We start from the raw sequence: 25,005 nt of genomic DNA, 5'->3' as shown, positions 1-25,005 counted from the left end.
CACACAATTAGTCAGCTGGCGCCGCGTCGCCGGACCGAAGCTAGCGCGGCATTGACGAACGAAGCCACCTGCGGACGCCGGCCCTGTTCGTTCCAGGCGAGCACCAGCTGGCTCGGCGGAGCGTCCTCGATCGGCACGCTGACCACGCCCGGCGGGACCTGGTCGACCAGCGACCGCGGCAGGACGCCGATCATCCGCTCCAGCGAGACGAGGTGCAGCAGCTGGACGACGTCCGCCACCTGCGGTCCCGTTCCTTCGACCCCGGGCACTCCCTTCCACGACGGCAGCGTTTCTCCGTCCAAATCGGACATCCGGACGGACGCGCGCCGCGCCAGCCGGTGGGTGGCGGGGAGGATGGCGACGCGGTTCTCGGCGTGCAGGGTTTCGCAGGCAAGCCCGGTCAGGTCGTCGAACGGGACGAACAGCAGGCCGACGTCCGCGCGGCCGCTGAGGAGGTAGTCGGTGCGGTCGGCGGGACCGCTGAACAGAACGTCGACCTGGTGTGCCTCGGGATCGTGCGAGTACTCGGCGAGGATTCCGGACAGCAGCCCGGCGTCGCCACCGGGTTTGAGCACCAGGCGCAGGTGGCGCTCCCCGGCGCGGCGGGCGTTGCGCGCGGCGGCGCTGACCGCGTTGAGGGCGTGCCGTCCGTGTTCCTGGAGCGCCTCGCCGGCCGCGGTCAGCTCGACGTGGCGGCTGGAGCGCGTGAACAGCTGGACGCCGAGGCGGTTTTCGATGCGCTGGATCGCCTTCGACAGCGCGGGCTGGGCGATCGACAGCCGCACGGCGGCGCGGCCGAAGTGCAGCTCGCCGGCGACTGCCAGGAAGTACTCGAGTTCGCGCGTTTCCAGCTCAGCCATGCCTCCAGGTTATCGCTGAATAGCGAACCGGTCTTGGACGGCGGAGCGCAACGAGGGCAAAACTTGAAGCATGATCACGCATACCATGATTGTTTCGTTCGACGAGCCGCTTCCCGACACCGAGCTGGATCAGTACCTCAGCGACATCAAGCAGGCGATGCTGGAGACCGGGTACGCCAAGTCGGTCGAGACCCGGCGGCACCTGCCGATCCCCGGGGAGGACGCCATCCCGGCGCTGATCGCGACGGCGATCGTCCAGGTCGCCCTCGCCGACCTCGACGCTCTCGCCAAGAGCTTCACCGCGCCCGTGCTGCACGAGGTGATCGACCGGTGGCAGGCGCGGCATTCGTACCGCGTGGCCTGGGCGAACCACGAGTCGCTGGCGTGAGCCGGCGGCGCGGGCTCGTCACCGGGGCGGGCAGCGGAATCGGCCGGGCGGCGGCGATCGAGTTCGCCCGGACCGGAGCCGCGGTGGCCGTGCTGGACATCGACGAGGCAGCGGCGGCGGAGACCGTCGAGCTGATCAAGAAGGACGGCGGGGAAGCGCTGGCCGTCCAGGTCGACATCTCCGACGAGCCCTCGATGCAAGCCGCGATCAAGCAGGCGGTTGAGGCGTACGGCGGGCTCGACTTCGCGGTGAACAACGCCGGGATGTCGTCTCGCAAACGCGTCGACCAGCTGACGCTCGCCGAGTTCGAGCGCATCGTGCAGGTGAACCTGTCCGGGACCTTCCTGTGCCTGAAGTACGAACTGCCGCACCTGAAGGGCGGCGCGATCGTGAACGTCGCGTCCAACGGCGGGTTGTCCGCCATCCCGAACGCGCCGGCATACGTCGCGGCGAAGCACGGGATTGTCGGCCTGACCAAGGTCGCGGCGGTGGACTACGCGGCGGACGGCATCCGCGTCAACGCGGTGTGCCCGGGACCGACCCGGACGCCGGGGTTCGACCGCTGGGCCGACGACCCGGAGATGATCGCCCGGCAGGAGGCGATCACCCCGCTCGGCAGGCTGGCGACGCCGGAAGAAGCCGCCGCGGCCGTGGTCTGGCTTTGCTCGGACGCCGCGTCGTATGTCACCGGGACGACGCTGTCGGTCGACGGCGGACGCAGGGCGTAGGCAGTTCGTCGGCCATCGCCCGGATCTCGGGCGGGAGGTGCTCGACGGCAGGACCGGTTGCGCGGTTCCCGGTGAAGTCCCTCAGAAAGCTCGCTGGTAACGGACTGGCCAGGCGTCTTTGGGTTGGGTTCGCAACGCGAGGTACGGGTCGCGAAGCAGCGAGCGGCCGATCAGGACGGCGTCGGCCTTGCCCGCGCGGATGATCCGGCCCGCGGCCGTCAAGTCGGTGATTTGGCCGACCGGCGCGACGGCCAAGCCGGACGCATCCTTGAGCGCGGCAGCGAATTCGACGTTCACCCCTTCTCGGTTCGGCGGTCGCGCTCCGCGATCACGCACGAGCACGCCGGAGGTGACGTCGAGAAGGTCGATCCCGATGGCGGCCAGTTCCTTCGCGAACTCCGCGGCGTTGTCGGGTGCGACGCTGCCCTCGACCCAGTCGGTGGCGGTGATGCGGACGAACACCGGCTTGTCGTCGGGGAACGCCTCCCGCACGGCGCGGGCAACGCGCAGCGGGAAGCGCATCCGGTTCTGCGCGCTTCCGCCGTACTCGTCGGTGCGGTGATTGGACAGCGGGGACAGGAACTGGTGCAGCAGATAACCGTGCGACGCATGGATTTCGACCGCCTGGTAGCCAGCCAGTTGAGCCATGCGGGTCGCGTGCGCGAATTCCTCGACGACGCGGTCGAGGTCGGCCGCGGTGGCCGGACGGGGCATCGCCAGGTCGCCGAACGGGATTGCCGACGGCGCGATCAGGTCCCAGCCGCCGTCGGCGACCGGCAGCGGTTCGTTCTGCCCGGCCCCGACCCACGGGACCTGGTGCGATCCTTTGCGGCCGACGGCGTTCAGCTGCACCGCGGGCACCGCGCCGTGACTGGAGACGAACGAGGTCAGTGTGCGGTGCGCGAGCGCCTGTTCCTCGTTCCAGAGTCCGAGGTCGGCCACGGTGCACCGGTTGTCCGGGCTGATCGCGGTGGCCTCGACCATGACCAGCCCGACGCCGCCGATCGCGCGAGGGCCGTAGTGCGCCAGATGCCATTCGGTCGGAAGGCCGTCCGGGCCGGCGGCGTACTGCGCCATCGGGGACATCCAGATCCGATTGCGGAAAGTGACGTCTCGCAAGCGAAGCGGGGTCGCCTCCGGAGACTCCGCGTTGAACTCACTCATGCCGCCACACGGTACGCCTCATTTCGCATCACGGCACACGCGGTCGTCAATTTTCGGCGAGCAGGCGGCTGACCTCGGCTGCCGCAGCCACGACGAGCGGCGCGAAGGTCTTCTCTTGCGCACGGGTGTAGCGCGTGTCGGGGATCGCGAGAGTGATCGTCGCCACCGGGCGTCCGGACGGATCCGTGATGGCCGCGCCGATCGACGAAACCTGCGGGCGGAACCACGACGAAGATCCGTTGAGCGCGTAACCACGCTTCGCGGTCAGCGCGATGTCGCGACGGAGCGCGACTAAATCCGGCTTCTGGGCGAACTCGGGAAGTTCGTGCGTGAACAGCTCCTCGACCTCGGATTCGTCGAGCAGCGCCATGATCGCCGTGCCGCCGGAGGTGGCCAGCAGCGGAACCCGCGTGCCGATCTCCAGCACGACCCGCACGACCTGGTCGGTGTCCTGAGCGGCGACGACGACGAGGCTGTCGCCGTCGCGTTCGGCCAGCAGGACCGTCTCGTTCGTCTCGGCGGCGAGCCGCTTGACGACCGGTGCGGCGACCTCCTTGAGGTCCGGCTTCCCGCAGTCGCGCAAGCCGAGGGCCAGCACCCGCGGTGCGACGCCCCAGCGCGCGCGTTCCGCGTCCACGACCTTCAGCCAGCCTGCTTGCTGAAGCGTGATCAGACCGCGTTGCACGGTGCTCTTCGGGATATCCGTGCAGCGGGCCAGCTCGGAGACGCCGATCGGCTGCCGCTGGGCGACTTCCTCGAAAACTCGCAGCGTGCTGAGGACGCTGTTCATCGACCGGATCCCGCTGGCCGGCTTGTCGGCCGCTTTGTCGTGCATGTGCCTCATCGTGGCACAGCGATACGATGAGGCCGGCGCGTCGCAGGGGAGGAAGCATGACCGAACCGTGGCAGTGGAGCGAGCGAACCTGGCGGGGACACGTCGAGCGCGTGCGTGCCGGGCGGCCGTTGCGCCCGGCGTCCTGGCCGGGCGGGGCGCGAGTGGCCGTGGCGTTGTCGTTCGATTCCGACCACGAGACGATCTCGTTGCGTGACGGCCACGTGCTGCCGGGCAAGCTCTCGCAGGGCGAGTACGGCTCGCGGGTCGGCGTGCCACGAGTGTTGAAGCTGCTTGAACGGTTCGAGGCACCCGCGACGTTCTTCGTGCCCGCAGTTTCGGCGTTGCTGCACGACGGCGAGGTTCAGTCCTATGTGGAAGCTGGACATGAGGTCGCGTTGCACGGCTGGATCCACGAGAGCAACGCGCAACTGCCGCCCGCGGCGGAGCGGGACCTCACCTTCCGGGCTGCGGACACGGTGGAACGCCTCACCGGCACGCGTCCGGTCGGCATCCGCACCCCGTCGTGGGACTTTTCCGAAAGCTCGCTCTCGATCATCCGCGAACTGGGCCTGGCCTACGACTCCTCGTTGATGGCGGACGACGACTGCTACGAAATCCTCGCCGACGGCGAACCGACCGGCATCGTCGAGCTTCCGGTGGAATGGATCCGCGACGACGCGCCGTATTTCACGATGAATCGCTTCGGCTCGCAGCGCCCCTACACCCCGCCGCGGGAAGTGTTGCCGATCTGGCGCGACGAGTTCGATCTCGCGTTGGCCGAGGGCGGTCTCTTCCAGCTCACCCTGCATCCGCATCTCATCGGACATCGTTCCCGTATCACGATTCTCGCCGAGTTGCTGGAGCACATCGCTTCGCACGACGGGGTTTGGTTCGCTACGCACGCGCAAGTCGTCGACTATGTCGCTAAGCCGAGCGCCAATGGATAGCTGCCACGACAACGCCGATTACCGCGGCCAATGCTCCAGACAGGACGAACGTCGTCCCCATCCCGACCGCGTCGATCACCGGCTGCGCGATCAGCGGCGACGAGAACTGTCCGAGGAACAACGCGGACGTCAGCAGTCCGAGTGACCTGGTCCTGGCGCCCGGCGAGGCGGTCGAGACCAGCCATCCGTTGATCGTCGGGTTTTGCAGCCCCACGCCGAGCCCGACCACCACCATGCCCAGTGCGGCAGTCCACAATGCACTCGCGGTACCGAGCACGACCAGTCCGACGGCGAACGCGGCGAACATGGCGACGGCCAGGATCGGGAAGGACCAGCGTGCGCGCAGGCGGCGGAAGTTCAGGCCCACCAACGTCATCACCAGATTGACCGCCGCGATCAAGGCTCCCGCGACGGCCGGTCCCGCGCCGCCGACCTCGGCCAGCCAGAACGGAGCCTGCGTCGGGACGGTGTAGAAGACCACGACTCCGATGAAGACCAGCGCGTACAAGCCGAGCAACCGCGGCTGCCACGGTGATGCGGCGGTCGCGGGATCTTTCGGGTCGGTCGGCTGGACCGGTGCCTCCGGCACGAAGCGCAGCACGAGTGCCAGCATCGGGATCGCCAGCAGGTAAATGGCGAACGGCCCCCGCCAGTCGAGCGCGGCCAGCAAGCCGCCGAGCAGCAGGGCGATCACCCCGCCGAAACCCATTGCCGCGCCTTGCAATCCGAGTACGCGACCGTGTTCCTCGGGGGCATGGTGATCGGCGATCAGCGCGGTGGACGTGGTCATGATCCCGGCGATGCCGATCCCGAGCACGGCCCGTCCGACGAGCAGGGCGGGGAGGGAATCGAGCAGCAGTCCGGATCCGCCGCCGACGGTGTAGAGGGCGAGGCAGGCGAGCAGCACCGGCACGCGCCCGGTCCGTCCGCTCAGCTTGGCCAGCAACGGCGCGGACACCATGATCGCCAGCCCCGGCAAAGTGAGCACCAGCCGGACGAGAAGTTCCGCGTGCGGTTCGGCGGCGAAATGCCGTTGCATGCCCGGCAACGCGGGCGTGATCGTGGCGCTCGCCATGATGGTCATGGTGCTGACGCCGAGCAGCGTCGCCAGCAGGGATCTCGGGGTGCGCCGCACTCCGGCGTCAGTCGTTTCGGTCACGACGCCGAAGGTAAGACCTCAACTTAACTTGAGGTCAAGGCTGCGACGCAGGACCGGGTGATCAGCTTGCGCGGGCAGCCTGGTGCGTGTGAGCCGTCAAAGGGAAGCCTACGCAGAGCCACGGTATCGGTGCAGCAACTCGTTGAACCTTTGCAACTTGTCTACGGTATCCTGCGGTACCGGGTCGGAGTGGAAGTGCATTATCTTGTTGCGAAGATGTCGAATTTCCTCTAGGCGGGCGATGAAAGCAGCGCGATCGATGCGCCACCCCAGCCTTTGCCAGGCAGCCTTGTTCTCGAGAACGCGCTGGTAGTCGCCGATAGTCAGCTTGTCGAAGCTGGTAACGACTTTTTTGCACAGCGTTTGGACTGTGTCGACGTCGAAGGCGCGGCGCAGTATCCAGCGGAGAGTCTGGTCCATCTCGCCCAACTGAAAGTACGGGGTGGCCATCTCGCCGTACCGATGTACTACGTCCGCGGTGGTGACTATACCCATCACTGCCCTGCTTTGGTCTCTGACGAACACGAAATCCCTCCGCTGCAACACTGGAAGAACTTCGAACAGGTCACGGTCGTATGCTACGACCTCGACGTGCGGGTCGATCGCATCGGTGAAACGCCGGTCGGGCCTCTCGTGCATCGCCTGTGCGATCGATCGCCAGGTCACGGCACCGCGGAGGTTATGTGGCCCGCTGAGGACCGCCAGTTGGGAGAAGTCGTTCAGCATCATCTTGGTAATTGCTTCTTCGAATGTGCTATCGGGTCCGACGGAAGCTACCCCTACGAGTGGCGACAGTGTTCCCACCATCAGACGAACGTTGAGATCTCCGCCATCCTCGTCGTCTTCTGGTATTGGCATAGGGTCGATTTCCGGCGATGTATCGGTATCCGCGGGTTCACTGTCGTCCGGCGGAATTGTCAGTGAAACCATGGTGTCAAGCGTGACTGCACGGAAATTAGGGGAAGTCACGAGGCCGTGGTTGGCAAGGTCGGCTTCGATTTGGCTTACCTGGTCGCCACGCCCTGTTGCGCGCCAGAAAGACAGCAGCTCTCGTACAGTGATACGTTCAGGGTCCCGCCGGTCAGCTCGCTCTCGCGCCCGCCTCAGCCGCTCATGAACCCGCTTGCGGTTTTCGTCGTCAGCTTGCTGCTGGGTTGTGTTGGCAGTGCCGGTGAGCGCTTGGTCGAGAAAGTCCTGCCGAAGGCCGTCTAGCAAGCGGTCTTGCTCGACCACCTGCCAGGCGCGCCAGCCATCCACTGCCCGCATGCCTGCGGCAACCATCGCGGCCCGGGAAGGAGACCGAAACTCTTCGCCATCGGACGCAAGCCGGATTCGCCCTTCGGCGGTCACTGTGGCGTCGTAGGCGACACCGATTCGGTTGCGTGCGAATCTGAGTCTCTCGCCGGCCTGGAGAAGACCCGCGTCGATCAGATCTGAGACTGTGACCCTCCGTCCGCCGATCAGGTGCATTGAACGTGCGCTAGAATTATGGTCTTCCTTCTTCTCCGGTTCACCAGTCATGAGCGGTCACCATTTTCGCAGCCCGGCAAATTTACGACGTGCACCGATCGCCTGCTTGAGCACCCTTCTGACAAGTTCCTGGTGGCTCAGTCTGCTTACCCTGGTCAGTTGCAGTTCGGCCGCAACGGCGAGCAGTTCGTCCTTGCTCAGGTGTTGTTCTCGCAGGTAGGCTTCGCCTTCTTCTTCGGTTTCGGTTTGCCGGAGATGGGCCGCGACGGCGGTGGCCTTGCCACCCGGTGGGGCAGACGCGGTCTCCGCGGCCGAGCTTGGTGCGTGCGGGGACATCGGACCTGGGCTGTCGCCCGCGAGCAAAGCGATGAGATCAGTCTGGCCGAGTTTGCTGTATCTTCTCCGGCCGGCGAATTTCGCTACCTGTCGCAGGCTGGTCACCGTCAGACCAGCCGAGATTAGGAACGTCCGCCGTTCCTCTGCTGTGGTTATTTTGGACAGTTCTCTTGCGACGTCCAGGGGGTTTGAGAATGGGGTCGACGTACGACTGCTCGTTGTCGGCGGCACCGATTCGGGCGACGTGTCGTCTCCGCGAACAACGCTCAAGCGCGCTCGCCCGTCTACGAGTGCGAGCAGCACCTGTTCGTCTTGGTGCTCAAGGAACCCCCACAAGCGAGCCTGCAGGGCGGCGACTAGATGCAAGGCCCTCATCGGCGTCCGGCCGAGGACATCGCGAGGCCGCCGAGAACCTCATCCGCTAAGTGGTCGAACTCCCTCGTCACTTCGTCGGTGCCGTTCCCTCTCACCATTGCGGGTACGCCGCCTTCCCCGGAGTCGCCGAAGTGGCGTGGGCTGTTGCGGATCTTGTTGTCCAGAACCGGCACTGCCGAATTTGCAAGTACTTCCTGGATGTACATTTGTTGTGCCGCTGTAACTTGCTGTGAGTAGATCTGAACCATGGTGAACACCACGCCGAGAAATTCCGGGGTGATCGGTCGGTATCTCGTGGTTCCATCCTTGTGGTTCACGTAATCATTGAATTGCTCGACCAGGTTGGCGCAATTGCCGACGAGGTAGTCGAGTCCTAAGGTCGAGAGATAGTCCGCTTTTGCCGGAACCAAGATTCGATCGCAGGCTACGATCGCGGTCTTGGTGACGAGTCCGAAATTCGGCGCGCAGTCGATGAGCACGAGGTCGTAGTCTGGGAAATCGTCTTTTGTCAGCGCGCCGCGGAGGCAGCTGTGCAGGTCAAGGAACTTCCGTTTCGACCCGTCGATGGTGGTAGTACCTCCCAGTCTCGCGGCGAGTTCCAGATCGATGTCGATGAGGCCGAGGTGCGAAGAGATCAGGTCGAGTCGACCTCCGGAGTCTCGGAAAGTCTTGTTGACTCGCTCAGGCGTGACTATGAGGTCGGCAAGCGATACATCCCGTCCTGGAACCTCGGCGTCGTACCATTTCCTGATCGTGCAGTTGTCCTTGAGGCGATTATGCCACTCTTCGATCGAGAAGAAAGAAAATGTCAGGTTGGTCTGCGGGTCGAGGTCGAGCAGGAGAACGCGGAACCCGCGTTTGGCCGCCACCGCACCGAGGTTGGCCGTCAGCGTCGTTTTTCCAACGCCGCCCTTGTAGTTCATGACCGCCATGACCCGCATGATTTTATCCCCTTATGATCTCGTGTCCGACGGTAGTGGAGTGCAGGTTTCGAATGAGTGCGCCAAGCTGCCCTGACCTTTGCAGAAGCCAACCGGTGATGACAACCGATGGGGCGGTACATCGACACGAACGGGCGTAGCGAGATAGGCCAATTGTCGTATCCTCACGCTTGGCTCGGCGGGGGTGGCGACACTCGGTAGTCAGTAATGCGGACGGTGTTTGACTTGTCCTGCTCGGGTCGTGGAAAACACGGCGTAGTTGGCGTGAAGTCAAGAATCAAATGCGAGAAGTTGAAGAGCGCGCCTTGAGTCGGCCCGGATGAAGGCAAAACTTACTCTCTGCATCCGACCTGTCACCGGCCAACAGGGCAGAACGGGTGTTGCCGGATTCCGCGGTATGCCTAGCCCTACCTCCGGGACTACGGGCAAGCTGATCGAAACCGGACAGCACGCTGGCTAACCTGGATCTCGTGGCTACCCTCTCCTCGACCGCGAAACCGCGCACTGTGCTGGATGCCTTGTCGCGTCGGACCTTTCTGCTGTCTTCCTGGCCGTGGCGGGCGCTGCTCTACGGGATCAGCACCGGCCCGATGACGCTGCTGTTCGGCCTGCCGTTCGGGTTCTGCCTGCTGCCGCTCGCGGTGCTGATCAGCCGCGTCGTGCACGGGCAGACGTCCGATCTGGGGCTCGTCGCGGTGTTTTCGGTGTTCGGCATGCTCTTGTTCCTGAGCGCGGGCCCGGCGTGGGCGGCGGTGGTGGCCGGGGTCGAACGGCAGCGTCTGCGCATGGTCGATCTCAACCCGGTGACTGTCCCGTTTGGACCGACCAGTGAACCGGGATGGTGGCCCCGACTGCGAGCGCGGTACACCGAACCGGCGTCGTGGCGTGAACTCGGGTACGCGGTTCTGCTGTGCACCGCGATTCCCGCACTGTACTCGGTGGCGGCCATGGCCGCGTTCTTCGCCGCGGTTTTGGTGCTGAGTCCGCTGCTGGTCAGCGAGAACGAAACGATTTCCATTGGTTTCACGGAGGTTTCCACTCCCGGCGGGGCGTTGCCGTACGCGCTCGCCGGGGTGGTGTTGCTCGTGCTGTCCGGCTATCTGCTGTCCGGATTCGCTGGCCTGCACGCGATGCTGGCCCGGTCGTTGCTGACCGACGGGGCTGCCGACGAGCTTCGCGGCGAACTGACCGAGGTCTCGCAATCCCGCACTCGGCTGCTGTCGGCGTTCGACGCGGAACGCAAGCGCATCGAACGCGATCTGCACGACGGCGCGCAGCAACGGCTGGTCGGGCTGAGCCTGCAGCTGGGGCTCGCGAAGGTCGACCTGCCGCCGGATTCGGACGCGGCGAGGGCGGTGTCGGACGCGCATGACCAGGCCAAGAAGCTGATGGTCGAGCTGCGTGAGCTGATCAACGGAATCCACCCGCGCGCGCTCGCCGAACTCGGCTTGCCTGCTGCGTTGGAGGAACTTGCCGACGGATGCGCGGTGCCGGTGACCGTTGACGTGTCGGTGCCGGAGCGGTTGCCGGAGTCGGTGGAATCCACCGCGTACTTCGTGGTCGCCGAGTCGCTGACCAATGTCGCGAAGCATTCCGCGGCCAGCTCCGCCTCGGTGACCGCCAGAATTGTCGGTCGGCTTCTTACTATTGAGGTATGGGACAACGGAGCTGGCGGTGCTGATCCTTCGCGCGGCACGGGGATCACCGGGTTGAGCGACCGGGTGGCCGTGCTGGGCGGACGGATGTGGGTGCGCAGTCCGGTCGGCGGGCCGACCGTCGTGCGAGTGGAGCTGCCGTGCTGAGGGGAGAGCCGATGCGGGTCGTCCTCGCCGAAGACGAGGTGCTGCTGCGCGAGGGACTGGGTGGTTTGCTGGCGCGGTTCGGCTTCGAGGTCGTCGCCGCGGTCGGCGATGCCGAGGGGCTGCACGCCGCCGTGCGCGAGCGCGACCCGGACTTGGTGCTCACCGACATCCGAATGCCGCCCGGACATTCGGACGAGGGGTTGCGCGCCGCGGTCGAGCTGCGTCGCACGCGGCCGGAGCTGCCGGTGGTGGTGCTGAGCCAGTACGTCGAACACCGGCACGCGGCCGAACTGCTCGACTCCGCTGAGGGACGCCGGGTCGGTTACCTGCTGAAGGACCGGGTGGTCGACGTCGAGGAGTTCGTCGGGACGCTGCGTCAGGTCGTCGGCGGCGGAACGGCGGTGGATCCGCAGGTGGTGCGCCAGTTGCTGCGCCGGCGGGCCGATCCGCTCGCCCGGCTGTCGGCGCGGGAACGGGAGGTGCTGTCGCTGATCGCCGAGGGCCATTCCAACGCGTCGATCGCCCGAAGGCTGGTGGTGTCCGACGCCGCGGTGGGCAAACACGTCGGGAGCATCCTGGCGAAACTCGACCTCCCGCCGACAGACGACGCGAACCGGCGGGTGCTGGCCGTCTTGGCGTTCCTTCGCGGCAACGGCTGAAAGCGGTGCGAGCGCGGTTCGCGCCCGCACCGCTGGGATCAGGCGGCGTTCACCACGGCCGTCAGGCTGGCCGCGAGCACTGAACGATCGCGTCCGGCGGTCCACTGGGTGCCGCTGTCGGTGCGATATTCCAGCAGAGTCAACGCTTCGCTGTCGTTGCCGGAGCCGATGCTGGTCTGGTGCAACCCGACGATGTCCACCTTCCGTCCGTGCTCGGCCAGCGCCGCGGTGAGTGCTTCGACCGGGCCGGTTCCGGTGTGCGTGCTGGTGTGCTCGACCCCGTCGACGCGCAGGGTGATGCTGGTGTGTTCGTCGGCCGAGTTCTCGAAGCGGGACAACGTGATTGCCGGATTCGGCTGGAGATAAGCCGCCGCGAAGAGCTGCCACAGTTCGGTCGCGGTCACTTCGTGGCCGGAGTCGTCGGTGTGGCCTTGGACGCGGCGCGCGAAGTCGATCTGCAGGCGGCGCGGCAGCGTGATGCCGTACTCGTTTTCCAGCAGGTAGGCGATTCCGCCCTTGCCGGACTGCGAGTTCACGCGGATCACGGCGGCGTAGTCACGCCCCAGGTCAGCTGGGTCGATCGGCAGGTACGGGACGCGCCAGTCCAATTCGTCCGCGGGTACGCCGGTTTCCGCCGCGCGCGCGTGATGTTCGGCGAAGCCCTTCTTGATCGCGTCCTGATGCGTGCCGCTGAACGCGGTGTGCACGAGGTCGCCGACGTACGGATGCCGTGCGTGGACCTCGATCCGGTTGCAGTATTCGACGGTGCGGCGAATCTCGTCGATGTCCGAGAAGTCGATCATCGGGTCGACGCCCTGCGCGTGCAGGTTCAGCGCCAGCGTCGCCAAATCGACGTTCCCGGTGCGCTCGCCGTTGCCGAAAATGCAGCCCTCGACGCGTTCGGCGCCGGCCAGCACGGCGAGCTCGGCGCAGGCGACGCCGGTGCCGCGGTCGTTGTGCGGGTGCACGGACAGGATCACCGAATCGCGGCGCGCCAGGTGGCGGTGCATGTACTCGATCTGATCGGCGTACACGTTGGGCGTCGCGATCTCGACGGTCGCCGGCAGGTTGAGAATCACTGGGCGCTCCGGGCTGGCCTGCCACGTGTCGGTGACCGCGTCGCAGACCTCCAGGACGTAATCGGGTTCGGTGAGGTTGAAGACCTCGGGAGAGAACTCGAAGCGGATGTTCGGCAGGTCGCCGGCCGCGCGCAGCACGTCGCGGGCACCGGCGAGGATCAGTTCTTTCAGCGACGCCCGATCGTGGCCGAGGACCACGGTGCGCCACGTCGGAGCGGTGGCGGTGTACAGGTGGATCACGACGTCGTTGCGGATGCCGCGAACGGACTCGACCGTGCGCTCGATCAGGTCGCGGCGCGCCGGTGTGAACACGACGATCGTGACGTCGTCTGAGGCCAGGTCGGTGTCCGCGAGCAGCCGGACGAAGTCGTAGTCGGTCTGCGAGGCGGAGGGGTAGCCGACCTCGATTTCCTTGTACCCCATGCGGATCATCAGCTCGAAGAACCGGCGTTTGCGTGCCGGGTCCATCGGTTCGGCGAGGGCTTGGTTGCCGTCGCGCAGATCGACCGGCACCCAGAGCGGCGCTTGGGTGATCCGGTTGCCGGGCCAGGCCCGGTCGGTGTGGGGGACGTCGACGCGCTGGTAGACGTCGCGGTAGCGGTGCGACGGCATGCGCGAGGGGCGCTGCCGGTTCCACAAGGTGGTCATCTGCGGTCCTTCTCGGGAGGTCGGAAGCCGACCGGCGCGCGTGCTCGCCCCACGGCGGGGGGGCCGGTCCGGTCAGGCCCCGCCGTGGCGGCGAAGGAGAAGGAAGCGCGTGCACATCGAGGCGGAGCTTAGCACAACTCCTCAGACAAGTAGCGGGGTTGGGGAACGTCGCCGCGGCGGACGGCGCGAGCGCTTAGGATTGGCCCGTGGAGCTGGAATTCGTGCGGACCTTCGTCGCTGTCGTGGACGGAGGGCAGTTCCAGGAAGCGGCCGCGGAGTTGGGGATCACGCAGCAGGCAGTGTCCAAACGCGTCGGGGCGCTGGAGCGCGAACTCGGCGTGCGGTTGTTCACCCGGACCGCGCGCGGGGCCCGGCTGAGCAGCGACGGCGAGGCGTTCCTGCCGCACGCGCGGGTCCTGCTCGACGCGGAGAAACGCGCGCTCGCGGCAGTGCGTCCGGAGCAGCGCCCGCTGCGGGTGGACGTGCTGAACCGGCGGACGAAGTCGGCGCAGCTGGCGCTGAAGTTCCACCGGGCGTTTCCGGAGGTGGAGCTGGAGGTCGTGACCACCGGAGCCGAGCTGAGCTTCGACGCCGCGGTCGCCGCGGTCGCGGCCGGTTCGGTCGACGCGGCGTTCCGCGGCGTGCCGAAGCGCGACTTGCCCGGCGGCGTGCTGAGCGGCGTGGTGGACTACGACGCACACGAGCTGCTGGTCGGCCCGCGGCACCCGTTCGCCGACCTGCCGTCGGTGCCGATCGCGAAACTGGCCGGCCACCCGATCTGGATGCCGGGACTGTCGGCGGGCAGGGAATGGGGCGCGTACTACGCGGAGCTGGCCGAGGCGTTCGATCTGACCATCGACGTGTCCGGCCCGGTCTTCGGCAACGAAACGATGCTGGACGAACTGGCGACCTCGCCGGACCTGTCGACCTTCGTCGGCGCCGGTTCGCGGTATTTCTGGCCGGACGAGTACGACCTCCGCCGGATCCTGGTGGTCGATCCGACGCCGGTGTACCCGATGTCGCTGCTGTGGCGGCGGGAGCCGGCGCATCCGGACGTGCGGAAACTGCGCGATTACCTGGTGACCGGGCCGGAGCCGGGGGACGGGGTGTGGCTGCCCAGCTGGGAGCCGGCCTAGTCAGAGCGGGTGCTCGTACCAGACGTTCGGCTCGACGTAGACGCCCAGATCCTGTTCCGTCGACGCCAGCACCGGCGCGATTCCACCCGGCACGACGGTGCGGCCGTCGTCGAGGCGGACGCCGGTCCACCGCTCCCACTGCGCGAACGTTCCGGTGACGGTCATGGCGAACGGGGCGATTCTCCGGAACTCCGCGCCGAGCCGCTCGTGACTGCGCAGCCAGGGATCGGCGCTCCGGCCGAGGTAGTCCACAATCGACTCCAGGGGCGGCTTGCCGGTCGGCCGCACCGGCACGACCAGCCGGGAAAGCCCCGCCCGGCGCGCTCGGTTCTTCAGCTCGACGAGCGCGTGGGCGGCAATGCCTTGTCCGCGCGCGGATTCCGCGACGTACACCTCCAGCGCGGCGAGGGTGGTGGGTTCCCGGCCGTCGAGGTGGTCTTCGGCGGCCCAGACGAGCGCAGCGTCCCAGCCGTGGTCGGGAAGCTCCGGTCGGTCCGCGGTCGGGAACGCGACGGGAACCGCCGCTGCTCGCGCGACCGGCACGTCGTCGTCCAGCAGCACCAGGAAGAACTCGGGCCACTGCGCGGCGAGCCGCTTCGAACTGGCCAACCCGGCGGTGAGGCCCTGGCCGAGGAACTCTCCGCCGGTGAATCCCAGCCGGAGTGCGGGAACGCGCAGCTCCGGCCGGGTGGCCAGGTCTTCGATCCGGAACACCAGACCTCCTCTCGCTGCCCGGCCGGGTGGCGAACTCCCCGGACTCACCGCACCGGAAGCGCCGACCTCCGCCGCCCCAGCGCCGCCGGGTCGAGATTCGCCCGCGTCCCGGCCCGGTGCCCTTCCCGATATCCCGAGCCGGACAACCGGCGCGGCGCGGCTGCGCGCAGGTCGCCGTATTCGCGGTCGAAGGCCTGCTGCACCAACGCCGTCCGGTCCCGCACCACCAGCTCCGCCGACTTCCCGCCGGTCGCGTCGGAATACGTGCGCGCGGCGTTCTCCTCCGCCGCGGTCAGCCGTTCGTGCACCGCCCGCGCGAACCCGTGCAGCCAGGTACGCCGGTAGGCCGCCAGCGATTCGCGGAACACCCGTTCCTCCGGACGCACCCGCGTGAGCTGTGTGCTGGCCTGCAGCAACAGGCTGGTAAACAGCAGCTCGACCCGGGCGAGGTCGGTGCGGAAGCCGAACACGGTGACCTCTTCGACCCCTTGGCCGACCCGGTGCAGCAACGTCCGGCAGCGCAACGGATAGGCGATGCTGGTGAGCAGGCTGGCTTTGTCCCGACTGTACGGATTGGAGATCGGCAGCTTCAGCACCGTGATGTCGTCGCCGCTTTGCCCGGACGCGGCCAGCATCGCGTTGTCGATCCCGTGCCGCGCGATCAGCTGCGCCGCCTTGGTGTTGTACAGGTCGGCTTCGGCGGGCGTGACGGCCGGGTCCTCGGCCTTGGCCAGCAGCTTCCGCACGCGCTCCAGCAACGTGTCGTGGTCGGGCATGACCCCCCTCTCCAGCAGGCGCGGCCCGTGCGGACCGGCATGGGGTGCACGGTAGGCGAGGGGTACGACAATATTCGATCAGGTGTTCGGGCGTGACACTGGGCGCCCGGTTCGTCGCAGCCGTAGGCTCGGGATGTGTCTCCGCCCGTCACGCTGGACGTCGCGGTCGTCGGCTCGGGGCCGAACGGCCTGGCCGCGGCCGTTTTGCTCGCGCGGGCCGGGTTGTCGGTCGAGGTGTACGAGGCGGCGGCCGAGCCGGGCGGCGGGGCGCGGTCGAAGCGGTTGTTCGACTCCGGCGTGGTCCACGACATCTGCTCGGCGGTCCATCCGATGGCCGCGGCTTCGCCGTTTCTCCGGCAGTTCGATCTCGACCTGTGTCATCCGGGAATCCCGTACGCCCATCCGATCGACGAGAAGACCACAGCGATCGCGTACGCGGATCTCGACCGCACCTGTGCGCGGCTAGGCGCAGACGGTGTGCGGTGGCGGCGCTTCATGGCACCACTGGTCGAGCACAGCACTGAGATCACCGAAGCGCTCCTCGGCGACCTTCGCCACCCGCCGCGTCCGCGGATCGCGGCGTACCTAGCGACGCGCGCCCTCGCGGTGAACTCCTTCAAGCACAAGGAAGCGGCAGCGCTCATCGCCGGTGTCGAGGCGCACGCGCTTGGCAAGCTCCCCTCACTGATCGGTGGTGGTATCGCGGTCCTGCTGGCGCATCTAGCGCACAGCACCGGCTGGCCGATTCCTCGCGGCGGTTCGCAGCGCATCACCGACGCGCTCGTAGCCGACATCGAGGCGCACGGTGGTCGCGTACGCACCAACGCGCGCGTCACCGATGTACGCGAGTTAGCGCATGCGCGCGCCGTGCTGCTGGACTTGGCACCGAAAGGTGTCCTAGAGCTAGCCGGATCATTGCTGCCGCCGCAGTACCGCAGAGCGCTCGAGAAAGTCCGTTACGGCCCGGCTGCGGCGAAGGTCGACTTCCTGGTCTCCGAAGAAATCCCCTGGCGCGAAAAGGAACTAGCCGGAGCCGGGACTGTCCACCTCGGAGGAACCAGGGCCGAGGTGTACGCGGCGGAAAACGCGGTAGCTGCCGGGAAGCGGGCGCGGGATCCGTTCGTCCTCCTCTCGCAGCCCATGACCGCCGACCCGTCTCGCGGTCTCCCGGGCAAGCAGCCGATCTGGGCTTATGCGCATGTCCCGCACGGGGATCCGCTCGATCCGACCGCCGCGATCGTCCGCCGCATCGAACGCTTCGCGCCCGGCTTCCGCGACACGATCCTCGCCTCGCGCGCGATCCCGGCGAGCGATTTCGAGGCCTACAACGCCAATTACGTCGGCGGCGACATCGCGGCCGCCGCGGTCACGACGCGCCAGGTGCTGGGCCGGCCGGTCCTGCGCTGGGACCCGTACCGGACGCCGTTGCGCGGCGTCTACCTGTGCTCGGCCGCGACGCCGCCCGGGCCGGGAGTGCATGGCATGGCCGGTCAGCACGCCGCGGAACGGGTGCTGCGCAACGAATTCGGCTACCGTCCCGGCCGGACCAGGCCGGTTTCGTAAGCGACGACCACGGCCTGCGCCCGGCTGGAGATGCCGAGTTTGGACATCAGCCGGTTGAGATGCGTCTTCACCGTCGCCTCGCTCACGAGCAGCCGCGCGGCGATGTCCGCATTGGACATTCCGGTGCCGACGAGCCGGAGCACTTCGCGTTCGCGTTCGGTCAGTGCGGTCAGTTCCGGCGCGGGTTCGGCGGGTGGCGTGCTCGTGTACGCCTCGACCAGCCGTCGCGTGATTGTCGGACCGAACAGCATGTCCCCGCGCGCGACCGCCTGGATGCCGGAGATCAGCGTCTCCGGCGGGCTGTCCTTGAGCAGGAACCCGGCCGCTCCGGCGCGCAGCGCGCGGTAGACGTACTCGTCGAGGTCGAAGACAGTCAGGATCAGCACGCGCGGTTTGTCCGGCCCGGCGAGGATACGGGCGGTGGCCGACACTCCGTCGAGACTGGGCAGCCGGATGTCCATCAGGATCACCTCGGGCCGCAGCCGCGCCGCCTCCTCGACGGCCTGCAGCCCGTCCCGCGCCTCGCCGACGACCTCGACGCCCGGCGCGGCGCCGAGCAGCGCGACGAGGCCGGCGCGGACGAGATCCTGGTCGTCCACCACGAGCACACTGGTCACTTCGGTTCTCCGCCGATCCGGTCCGGGTACGGGAGGGTCAGCACCACCTCGAACCCCGCCGGTTCGCGTGGCCCGATCTCGATCTCGCCACCGTACATACGCGCTCGTTCCCGCATGCCGACGAGGCCGTGCCCGGCGGGATTGCCGTCGCCGCGCGGCCCGCCGCCGGAATCGGCCACGCTCAGCCGCAAGGCCTCGGGCAGGTACTCGACGTCCAGCGTGGCGGACGAGTCCGGCGCGTGCTTCAGGACGTTCGTCAGCGCTTCCTGCGCGACCCGGTACGCGCACAACTGCTGGCCGGACGGCAACGTCCGCGGGGTTCCGGTGACGCGCGACCGCACCGGCAGCCCGGCCTCGCGGACCCGGCCGACCAGGGCGGGAAGGTCCGCGAGACCCGGCTGCGGACGGTATTCGCCCGGCTCGTGGTGCGGCGGGCGCAGCACGCTGAGCAGGCGGCGGAGTTCGTCCAGTGCCTCGGTGGTCGTGCCGGTGATCGTGTCGAGTGCGCCGCGCGCGGTGCCCGGAGCGGACTCGAAGACGTACCGCGCGAGATTGGCCTGCACGGAGATCACCGACAGGTGGTGCGAGACGACGTCGTGCAGCTCGCGGGCGATGCGCAGCCGTTCTTCCACGACCGCCAGCTCGGCGCGGTCAGCCCTTTCCGCGGTCGCGTGCAGGGCGAGGCCGCGGAGGTAGACCGAGTGTCCAAGGATGATCACGCACGCTTGCAGCGCCGCGATCACCGTGTCGCCGACGGGATTCGAGTTGTCGCCGACGAGCATCGTGACCTCGAAGCCAGCCGCCGCGAACAGCGACGGCAGCCAGGCCTGCCGTACCGGATAACGCGCCCAGACCGTGTACGCGGCGATCATCAGGTCCGGGCGGCCGAGCGTCGCGCGGTATCCGGCCAGCGCGAACGCGCCGACCAGCACGGTTACCGCGATCAACACGCTTCTCGGGTAGCGCCGCCGGACCGCTAGCGGCACCGCGCCCGCTGCGGCGAGGAGCAGCCCGAACGGCCCGGGCCGGTCGCCGAGCGAGCCGTGGTGCACCGCCGCCCCGGCGAAAAGGAATAGTCCGACCGCGACCGCCAAGAGCGAATCCGTGCCCAGCGGGCGCGCTCGCAGGATCCGCATCACGCGCCGAAACTACCTCTCTGACCGGCGGTTTCCCAATTCCGTACCGCGCTCGCGGCAGTCGGCCTACCGCCAGGGTTTACCCGCGGCTGCGGCGAAGGGCGGATTCCGCGGACGGGAGCGAGCGGCTACCGTCGGCGCTGAATGGTCATCCATTCCCGCTGTTCGGCGGAGAGCCAGGGGTGGGGAGGATTCCGGGCTCTCCGCTGAGCTTCATCCCAGATACGCGTCGAGCGTCACCGCCAACGCCGATTCCGGCGAAGGCGCGAAGCTGGCACCGGCCAGTCCGCCCCACAGCCACAGCTGGGCGAGACCGTGCAACGCGGCCCACAGCGACGCTGCGACCAACCGTGGATCCGTACCCGGCCGCAGCCGGTCGTCGTCCGCTTCGGCGCGGTCGAGACGCACTAGCTCGGCGAAGGTGTCGAAGACGGCGCTGCTGGCCGCGACGAGCCCTGGTTCTTCCGGGTCGATGAGATCGCGACGGAACATCAGCTCGAACATGGCGGGATTTGTCACCGCGAAGTCGACGTACGCGTGACAGGCGGCGGTGACGCGTTCGCGAGGAGTGCCGTCGGGCAACTGTGCGCCGCGATGGAGGAGCTGTGTGAAGCCAAGCGTCGCGACGGCGGACAGCAGCTCCGCGCGTCCCGAGAAGTGGCGAAGCGGTGCGCCGTGCGAAACGCCCGCTGCCTTCGCGATACCGCGCAACGTCACGGCCTCGACGCCGGAGCCGACGAGCAGGTCCGCCGCGGTGCGGATCAACCGCTGTCGCGCGCTCATACCTGAGCTTCGGAGAAGGCCACCGGCAGCAGCTCCGGACGCTTCGGCAGGAAGCCGTCGCCAGGGGACCGGCCGGTGAGGCGGTTGCGCAGCCGGGTGATCCCCACGGGCAGCACCTCCTGCCACAGCCAGCGCAGGTCCGCGATCATGCTGCCCGGGGACGGAGCGCCGGGCAGCGGCTGCAGCCAGCTGCCGTCGTGCGCGACCCCCAGCCGGTCGAGCACATGGCCGGCGACGCGCAAGTGCCCGGCCTGCGACAGGTGCAGCCGATCCGGTCCGAAGTAGCGCGAGTCGTGCGCGGCCTGGTCCGGCCACAGGTCGACGAGCTTCGCTCCGTAGCTGACCGAAGCCTCGCGGATGGCGTCGTTGAGCGCGGTGACCCGAGGCCGCATCCGCCCGCCCATCGGCATGCGATGCGCGATGTCGCTCAAGGTGAAGGTGACGACGGTCGGCGCGATCTGCGTGCACCGCCGGATCGCGGTGTCCACCCGGCGAGCGACCGTGCGAGCGTCCCAGCCGCGGCTCATCACGTCATTGCCGCCGCCGAACAGCGCGATCAAGTCCGGTTCGTGCCGCTCGGCCGCGGGCAGCTGCTCCGCGGCGATCTGGTCGAGCCGCCGCCCGCGAACGGCCAGATTGGCGTAACGGAACGCGGGCTCGTCGCACGCGAGCCGCCCGGCGACGTAATCCGCCCAGCCGCGGTACTGGCTGTGATCCGGATAGGGATCGTCCAGCCCCTCCGCGCAGCTGTCGCCGACGGCGACGAACGTGTGGAAACCCATTCCGCTCTCCGTAACCCCTGGTTCACCTTGTAGACACTGTCTATCAAAGTAGGTAGACGGTGTCTACCTCCGGGGGGTGTGAGCGCTGTCCCGTCCGGAGGTGCTGGTCGGGGAGCCCGAGGGGCGGAGAAAGGGAATTCGGCTACAGAGCCACAGGCGTCGCCGAGCGCTCGGTGATCAGATCGAGCACCCGGGTCACGACGGCCAGGTCCCGTTCGTCGATCCCGTCGAGCAGCAGGGCGGCCGAACGCGCGTTGGCCGCGTTGAGCTGGGCGTTGAGTGCCTCGCCCTTCGTCGTCGCGGAGATCGTGCCGTCGATCAACCCCGCCGTGGCGAGGCTTTCCAGCGCCGCCGACACCTGTGCTTCGTCGATCACGTTGGGCGTCACGACGGCGGCCGTCACTTCCTCCGGCGTCGCCGATCCGGCCGCGACGGCCCGCAGTGCGAGCGACTCCGCGAAACCGAGCCCTGCCTGGCTGAGGATGGCGTCCCGCCGCGCGGTCAAAGCGGCGGCGGCGATCACGACGGTGCGAGCGTTGAACGCGGTCATGTCCGATTCCTTAGGGTGAGGGGTTTTCGCCCAGCAGGGCGAGCAGGTTTTCCCGGAACTCCTTGGCCTGTTTGCCGTTCGGCCCGCCGATGGCGGCGGTCTGCTCGGTCATGAGCGAACGCACGATCGCGATGGCCTCGGCGACCGTCTTCCGGCCGCGGTCGGTCAGCACGAGCCGGACGGCACGCGGATCGTCCGGATGCACCGGCCGCTCGATGAGCCTCGCGTTCTCCAGTGCCCTGGCCAGTTTCGAGACGTAGATCGGCTCCAGGCCGGCGTGGTCCGCGAGCTGGCGCTGACTCGGCTCCGGGCCACGCGCCGACAAACCGCTGAGGGACGCCAGCACCGCGTACTGCGCGTGGGTCAGGCCCAGCGGGGCCAGTGCCCGGTCGACGGAGGACCGCCATTTCATCGACAGCCGCCAGACGAGATACCCGAGCGTTGGTTCCATGCAGATAGAGTATATGGCAACTATAGCCATGGCTACTATCTGGCGAAGATCCCTGGAACTCGTGATCGAACCCGCCGCCTCGTGGCTGTTCGGGGCGATCAAGCCCGCCCGGCCGCCGACGCCTTCAGGCGGACGGGACATCGAATCAGCCGCCCGTCCACCGCCGGAGCTTCTGCGGGTTGCGGACGGCCCAGATGTGCGTGACGCGGCCGTCTGCGACGTCGAACGCGTACACCGCCGAGATCTCCTCCCCGCGCCGGATGACCAGGCCGGGCCAGCCGTTGACGGCGCGCTCCACCAGCGTCATCGAGCCGCCGCCGCGGACGGCCAGGTCGGTGAGGTAGCGGGCGATCGCCTCGGCGCCGTTGATCGGTTCCAGGGCGGCTTGGACCAGACCGCCGCCGTCCGCGGTGAAGGTGGCGTCGGGGTCGAGGAGGCCGATCAGGGCGTCGATGTCCGCGGCCTGCCAGGCCTGTTTGAAGGTGCGCACCAGGCCGGCCTGGTGCGCGGCCGGAGTCGCGGACGGCCGCGCCGTGCGGATGCGGCGGCGGGCCGCGGAGGCCAGTTCGCGGCACGCCGCGGGCGTGCGGCCGGTGATCTCGGCGACCTCGGCGAAGGAATAGCGGAAGACGTCGTGCAGCACGAGTGCGACGCGCTGGGCCGGAGTCATCGCTTCCAGCGCCACGAGGAACGCCATGCTGACCGACTCGTCCAGGGTGATCCGGTCGGCTGGGTCGCCGCCCGCCCCCTCGGCGTGGTCGGGCACCGGCTCGGGAATCCACTCGCCCACGTACCGCTCGCGCCGGACCCGCGCCGACCCGAGCAGGTCGAGGCAGATGCGGCTGGCGACCGTCGTCAACCACGCGCCGGGCGAGGAGATCGCTTCCCGCTGCGGCCGGGACAACGCGTACCAGCGGGCATAGGCCTCCTGGACGGCGTCCTCGGCTTCGGCGAGCGAGCCGAGAAGCCGGTACGCGAGGTTGACCAGGTGCCTGCGCTCGCCGGTGACCGGCTCCGGTGGTGTTGTCATGCCTCCTCCGACGACACAGCGTGCCGGAACGTCAGGCCTGACGTTCCGGCGGGCGATCTCGTCGTACCCGGCGAAGGCGCATCCGAACAGGGGAGAACGATGATCAGAATCGGAATCGTGCTCGGCAGCACCCGCCCGGGCCGCAAGGGGGACCAGGTCGCGCGATGGGTGTACGAGACGGCGGCCCGGCGCACGGACGCCGAGTTCGAGCTCGTCGACCTGCGCGACCACCCGCTGCCGCACCTCGACGAGCCGCCGATGGCACCGGGCGGCTACCGGTTCGAGCACACGCGGGCCTGGGCCGCCGTCCTCGGCTCGTTCGACGGGTTCGTGCTGGTCACGCCGGAGTACAACCACTCCGCGCCCGGCGTGCTCAAGAATGCCATGGACACCGTGTACTTCGAGTGGAACGACAAGGCGGCCGGCTTCGTCTCGTACGGCGGCGTCGGCGGGGCTCGCGCGGTCGAGCAGCTGCGGCTGGTCTGCGGGGCGATTCAGGTGGCCGACGTGGCCCCTCAGGTCACTCTGCCGCTGGCCACAGAGTTCGAGGGCGAGGTCTTCAAACCGGGCGAGTACAACGTCGCGGCGCTGGACACGATGCTGGACCACGTCGTCCGGTGGAGCACCGCGCTCGCTTCGGTACGGGCGCGACGGGAAGGGGAAGAAGCCGAGATCAGGGGTCGCATCGACAAGATCATCGAGTCGTTGCGGGCGAAGGACCCCGAAGGCCTGAAGGGCGTCTACGCCCCGGACGTCGTTTCCTTTGACGTTGAGCCGCCGCTGCAGCACGTGGGCGTCGACGCGAAGCTGAAGAACTGGGAGAAGGTGTTCACGCTCTTCGAAAAGGTGGACTACGAGGTCCGCGACCTGACCGTCACCGTGGGCGCGGACCTGGCCGTCGGCCACGGTTTCGGGCGCGTGAGCGGGCTGCTGCGCGACGGAACCGAGGTGATCGGCATGTGGGTCCGGGCCACCTTTGTCTTCCGGAAGACCGGCGGCGACTGGGTGATCGTCCACGACCAGGCGTCCGTGCCGTTCGACATCGCGACCGGCAAGGGCGTCGTCGATCTCGAACCGTGACGTCTCGGCGGACCCGCGCGGCGGGCGTGCCAGACTCGCGGACGTGGCCAGCTCAGACCTCCACGGACAACCGGACGCGGCATGAAGATCTTGGTAGTGGGCGGCAGTGGCCTGCTAGGTCAGCACGTGCTCGAGGAACTGCGGAAACGCGGGCACGAGACGACCGCGATCGCACGCACGGCACGCGAGGGCGTCGACCGGACGCTCGACGTCTCGAAGGCTTCGCACGACGAACTGTGCGAAGTGCTCCACGGACACGACGGCGTCGTCTTCGCGGGCGGTATGGACGACCGTGCGGTTGGACGCGGTCCGGTTGAGCCTCGGTTGCGCGCGGGCAACGTCGCACCTGTAGCGGCGTTGTTGCGCGCGGCGCGCGAAGCGGGCTGTACGCGGGCGGCGGTGCTTGGGTCGTACTACACGTACTTCGACCGCGTACACCCCGAGTGGGGGTTGGCTGCGAAGCATCCGTACGTGCGTAGTCGGCTGGAGCAGGCCCGCGTCGCCCGCGAGACGGCGGGTCCCGGGTTGCCGGTGGCGGTGATCGAGGTGCCGTTCGTGTTCGGGGTCGCGGAGGACCGGGTGCCGCAGTGGTCGGTGCCGATCGTGAAGTGGGTTCGCTCCAACTCGCCGCTATTCGCGCCGCCTGGCGGGACTGCGGCGACGAGTGCGCGCGGGGTTGGCGTGGCGACGGTGGACGCGCTGGAACACGCGTCGGGAGCGGATCTCCCGGTGGCGGAGGAAAATCTGCGGTGGGCGGACATGTTCGCCCGGCTGGCCGCGGCGGCGGGGTGCCCGCGCCGCGTCCGGTCGATGCCGTCCTGGCCGGTGCGCGGCGCGTTCAAACTCGGCGGGTTCCTCAACGGGCTGAGCGGGAAGCAGCCGGGGCTGACGGTGCAGCACCTGGACGGGTTGTTGTTGCGGGAGCTGTATCTGGAGCTGAACTATCCGGCTCCGGTGGACGAGGCCATCCGGGAAACCGCTGCGGCGCGGTAGGAA

General features: G+C 68.1%; 26 protein-coding genes. 9 read left to right on the top strand and 17 right to left on the bottom strand.

The window, feature by feature from the left end; all coding sequences use genetic code 11:
- Nucleotides 1-11 precede the first annotated feature (11 nt).
- Complete coding sequence (locus tag L942_RS08375) at nucleotides 12-860, bottom strand: LysR family transcriptional regulator (RefSeq protein WP_037357166.1); 849 nt, start codon at nucleotides 858-860, stop codon at nucleotides 12-14.
- 70 nt (nucleotides 861-930) lie between these two features.
- Here L942_RS08375 and L942_RS08370 point away from each other — a divergent pair, with 70 nt between their 5' ends.
- Both L942_RS08370 and L942_RS08365 read left to right on the top strand, forming a co-directional pair.
- The gene (locus L942_RS08370; protein ID WP_037357164.1) at nucleotides 931-1,248 is read left to right on the top strand and encodes a hypothetical protein; all 318 of its coding nucleotides are present in this window, start codon (nucleotides 931-933) and stop codon (nucleotides 1,246-1,248) included.
- Entirely contained in the window at nucleotides 1,245-1,976 is a 732-nt protein-coding gene (locus L942_RS08365; RefSeq protein ID WP_235078958.1) for an SDR family NAD(P)-dependent oxidoreductase, read from the top strand. Before L942_RS08370 ends, L942_RS08365 begins: the two co-directional genes overlap by 4 nt.
- 81 nt (nucleotides 1,977-2,057) lie before the next feature.
- Here the strand turns inward: L942_RS08365 and L942_RS08360 are convergent, their stop codons facing one another.
- Together L942_RS08360 and L942_RS08355 are read right to left on the bottom strand one after the other, a co-directional pair.
- Nucleotides 2,058-3,140: an NADH:flavin oxidoreductase/NADH oxidase gene (locus tag L942_RS08360; RefSeq protein WP_037357162.1), complete on the bottom strand. Its 1,083-nt coding sequence runs from the start codon at nucleotides 3,138-3,140 to the stop codon at nucleotides 2,058-2,060.
- Between the two features lie 46 nt (nucleotides 3,141-3,186).
- Nucleotides 3,187-3,975 (bottom strand): IclR family transcriptional regulator, encoded by a 789-nt coding sequence (locus L942_RS08355; RefSeq protein ID WP_200862738.1) that lies wholly within the window; start codon nucleotides 3,973-3,975, stop codon nucleotides 3,187-3,189.
- 56 nt (nucleotides 3,976-4,031) lie between these two features.
- Between L942_RS08355 and L942_RS08350 the strand changes: the two genes are divergently transcribed.
- Nucleotides 4,032-4,922 (top strand): polysaccharide deacetylase family protein, encoded by an 891-nt coding sequence (locus L942_RS08350; RefSeq protein WP_037357158.1) that lies wholly within the window; start codon nucleotides 4,032-4,034, stop codon nucleotides 4,920-4,922.
- Here L942_RS08350 and L942_RS08345 read toward each other — a convergent pair.
- The 4 genes from L942_RS08345 to L942_RS08335 all read right to left on the bottom strand — a co-directional run bounded on the left by L942_RS08345 (nucleotide 4,900) and on the right by L942_RS08335 (nucleotide 9,194).
- On the bottom strand, nucleotides 4,900-6,081 hold the full coding sequence (locus L942_RS08345) for an MFS transporter (RefSeq protein WP_051165790.1): 1,182 nt from the start codon (nucleotides 6,079-6,081) through the stop codon (nucleotides 4,900-4,902). The two genes, L942_RS08350 and L942_RS08345, sit on opposite strands and share 23 nt — an antisense overlap.
- A gap of 108 nt (nucleotides 6,082-6,189) precedes the next feature.
- Nucleotides 6,190-7,602, bottom strand: coding sequence for a CBS domain-containing protein (locus L942_RS08340; RefSeq protein ID WP_051165789.1), 1,413 nt, complete (start codon nucleotides 7,600-7,602; stop codon nucleotides 6,190-6,192).
- Nucleotides 7,603-7,608: 6 nt separating this feature from the next.
- On the bottom strand, nucleotides 7,609-7,992 hold the full coding sequence (locus L942_RS45260) for a hypothetical protein (protein WP_235078957.1): 384 nt from the start codon (nucleotides 7,990-7,992) through the stop codon (nucleotides 7,609-7,611).
- Nucleotides 7,993-8,258: 266 nt separating this feature from the next.
- Nucleotides 8,259-9,194, bottom strand: a complete 936-nt coding sequence (locus L942_RS08335) for a ParA family protein (protein WP_326929323.1) — start codon at nucleotides 9,192-9,194, stop codon at nucleotides 8,259-8,261.
- Nucleotides 9,195-9,673: 479 nt separating this feature from the next.
- Here L942_RS08335 and L942_RS08330 point away from each other — a divergent pair, with 479 nt between their 5' ends.
- Complete coding sequence (locus L942_RS08330; protein WP_037357153.1) at nucleotides 9,674-11,005, top strand: sensor histidine kinase; 1,332 nt, start codon at nucleotides 9,674-9,676, stop codon at nucleotides 11,003-11,005.
- An 11-nt stretch (nucleotides 11,006-11,016) separates the two neighbouring features.
- Nucleotides 11,017-11,664 (top strand): response regulator, encoded by a 648-nt coding sequence (locus tag L942_RS08325; RefSeq protein ID WP_037357151.1) that lies wholly within the window; start codon nucleotides 11,017-11,019, stop codon nucleotides 11,662-11,664.
- Nucleotides 11,665-11,702: 38 nt separating this feature from the next.
- Here the strand turns inward: L942_RS08325 and L942_RS08320 are convergent, their stop codons facing one another.
- Entirely contained in the window at nucleotides 11,703-13,391 is a 1,689-nt protein-coding gene (locus tag L942_RS08320; RefSeq protein ID WP_051165788.1) for a 2-isopropylmalate synthase, read from the bottom strand.
- A gap of 206 nt (nucleotides 13,392-13,597) precedes the next feature.
- Here L942_RS08320 and L942_RS08315 point away from each other — a divergent pair, with 206 nt between their 5' ends.
- The gene (locus L942_RS08315; protein ID WP_037357149.1) at nucleotides 13,598-14,527 is read left to right on the top strand and encodes a LysR family transcriptional regulator; all 930 of its coding nucleotides are present in this window, start codon (nucleotides 13,598-13,600) and stop codon (nucleotides 14,525-14,527) included.
- On the opposite strand, the gene L942_RS08310 is transcribed toward L942_RS08315, so the two are convergent.
- Together L942_RS08310 and L942_RS08305 are read right to left on the bottom strand one after the other, a co-directional pair.
- Nucleotides 14,528-15,241, bottom strand: a complete 714-nt coding sequence (locus L942_RS08310) for a GNAT family N-acetyltransferase (RefSeq protein WP_037357147.1) — start codon at nucleotides 15,239-15,241, stop codon at nucleotides 14,528-14,530.
- A gap of 44 nt (nucleotides 15,242-15,285) precedes the next feature.
- Entirely contained in the window at nucleotides 15,286-16,017 is a 732-nt protein-coding gene (locus L942_RS08305) for a DUF2786 domain-containing protein (RefSeq protein ID WP_037357145.1), read from the bottom strand.
- A 135-nt stretch (nucleotides 16,018-16,152) separates the two neighbouring features.
- Here L942_RS08305 and L942_RS08300 point away from each other — a divergent pair, with 135 nt between their 5' ends.
- A complete protein-coding gene (locus tag L942_RS08300) occupies nucleotides 16,153-17,580 on the top strand; it encodes a phytoene desaturase family protein (protein ID WP_037357143.1) in 1,428 nt (475 codons plus the stop codon).
- Here L942_RS08300 and L942_RS08295 read toward each other — a convergent pair.
- From L942_RS08295 to sigJ, 7 genes are all read right to left on the bottom strand, one after another.
- Entirely contained in the window at nucleotides 17,547-18,197 is a 651-nt protein-coding gene (locus L942_RS08295) for a response regulator (protein ID WP_037357141.1), read from the bottom strand. The genes L942_RS08300 and L942_RS08295 overlap by 34 nt on opposite strands.
- On the bottom strand, nucleotides 18,194-19,333 hold the full coding sequence (locus L942_RS08290) for a sensor histidine kinase (RefSeq protein WP_037357139.1): 1,140 nt from the start codon (nucleotides 19,331-19,333) through the stop codon (nucleotides 18,194-18,196). The genes L942_RS08295 and L942_RS08290 overlap by 4 nt, the downstream gene beginning before the upstream one ends.
- Before the next feature lie 213 nt (nucleotides 19,334-19,546).
- Entirely contained in the window at nucleotides 19,547-20,116 is a 570-nt protein-coding gene (locus tag L942_RS08285) for a TetR/AcrR family transcriptional regulator (RefSeq protein ID WP_037357138.1), read from the bottom strand.
- Entirely contained in the window at nucleotides 20,113-20,898 is a 786-nt protein-coding gene (locus L942_RS08280; RefSeq protein ID WP_037357137.1) for an SGNH/GDSL hydrolase family protein, read from the bottom strand. The genes L942_RS08285 and L942_RS08280 overlap by 4 nt, the downstream gene beginning before the upstream one ends.
- Before the next feature lie 142 nt (nucleotides 20,899-21,040).
- The gene (locus L942_RS08275; RefSeq protein WP_037357135.1) at nucleotides 21,041-21,448 is read right to left on the bottom strand and encodes a hypothetical protein; all 408 of its coding nucleotides are present in this window, start codon (nucleotides 21,446-21,448) and stop codon (nucleotides 21,041-21,043) included.
- 10 nt (nucleotides 21,449-21,458) lie between these two features.
- On the bottom strand, nucleotides 21,459-21,899 hold the full coding sequence (locus L942_RS08270) for a MarR family winged helix-turn-helix transcriptional regulator (RefSeq protein ID WP_037357133.1): 441 nt from the start codon (nucleotides 21,897-21,899) through the stop codon (nucleotides 21,459-21,461).
- A gap of 145 nt (nucleotides 21,900-22,044) precedes the next feature.
- Complete coding sequence (sigJ, locus tag L942_RS08265; protein ID WP_037357131.1) at nucleotides 22,045-22,929, bottom strand: RNA polymerase sigma factor SigJ; 885 nt, start codon at nucleotides 22,927-22,929, stop codon at nucleotides 22,045-22,047.
- A gap of 99 nt (nucleotides 22,930-23,028) precedes the next feature.
- Here sigJ and L942_RS08260 point away from each other — a divergent pair, with 99 nt between their 5' ends.
- Together L942_RS08260 and L942_RS08255 are read left to right on the top strand one after the other, a co-directional pair.
- Nucleotides 23,029-24,009 (top strand): NAD(P)H-dependent oxidoreductase, encoded by a 981-nt coding sequence (locus tag L942_RS08260; protein WP_037357129.1) that lies wholly within the window; start codon nucleotides 23,029-23,031, stop codon nucleotides 24,007-24,009.
- Between the two features lie 81 nt (nucleotides 24,010-24,090).
- Entirely contained in the window at nucleotides 24,091-25,002 is a 912-nt protein-coding gene (locus L942_RS08255; RefSeq protein ID WP_037357128.1) for an NAD-dependent epimerase/dehydratase family protein, read from the top strand.
- The last annotated feature ends 3 nt before the right edge of the window (nucleotides 25,003-25,005 follow it).

It is taken from the genome of Amycolatopsis orientalis DSM 43388, assembly GCF_000411975.1.
Lineage (GTDB): Bacteria > Actinomycetota > Actinomycetes > Mycobacteriales > Pseudonocardiaceae > Amycolatopsis > Amycolatopsis orientalis_D.
The sequence above is the reverse complement of the archived record's forward strand: the minus strand, read 5'-3'. Positions and strand labels throughout refer to the sequence as shown.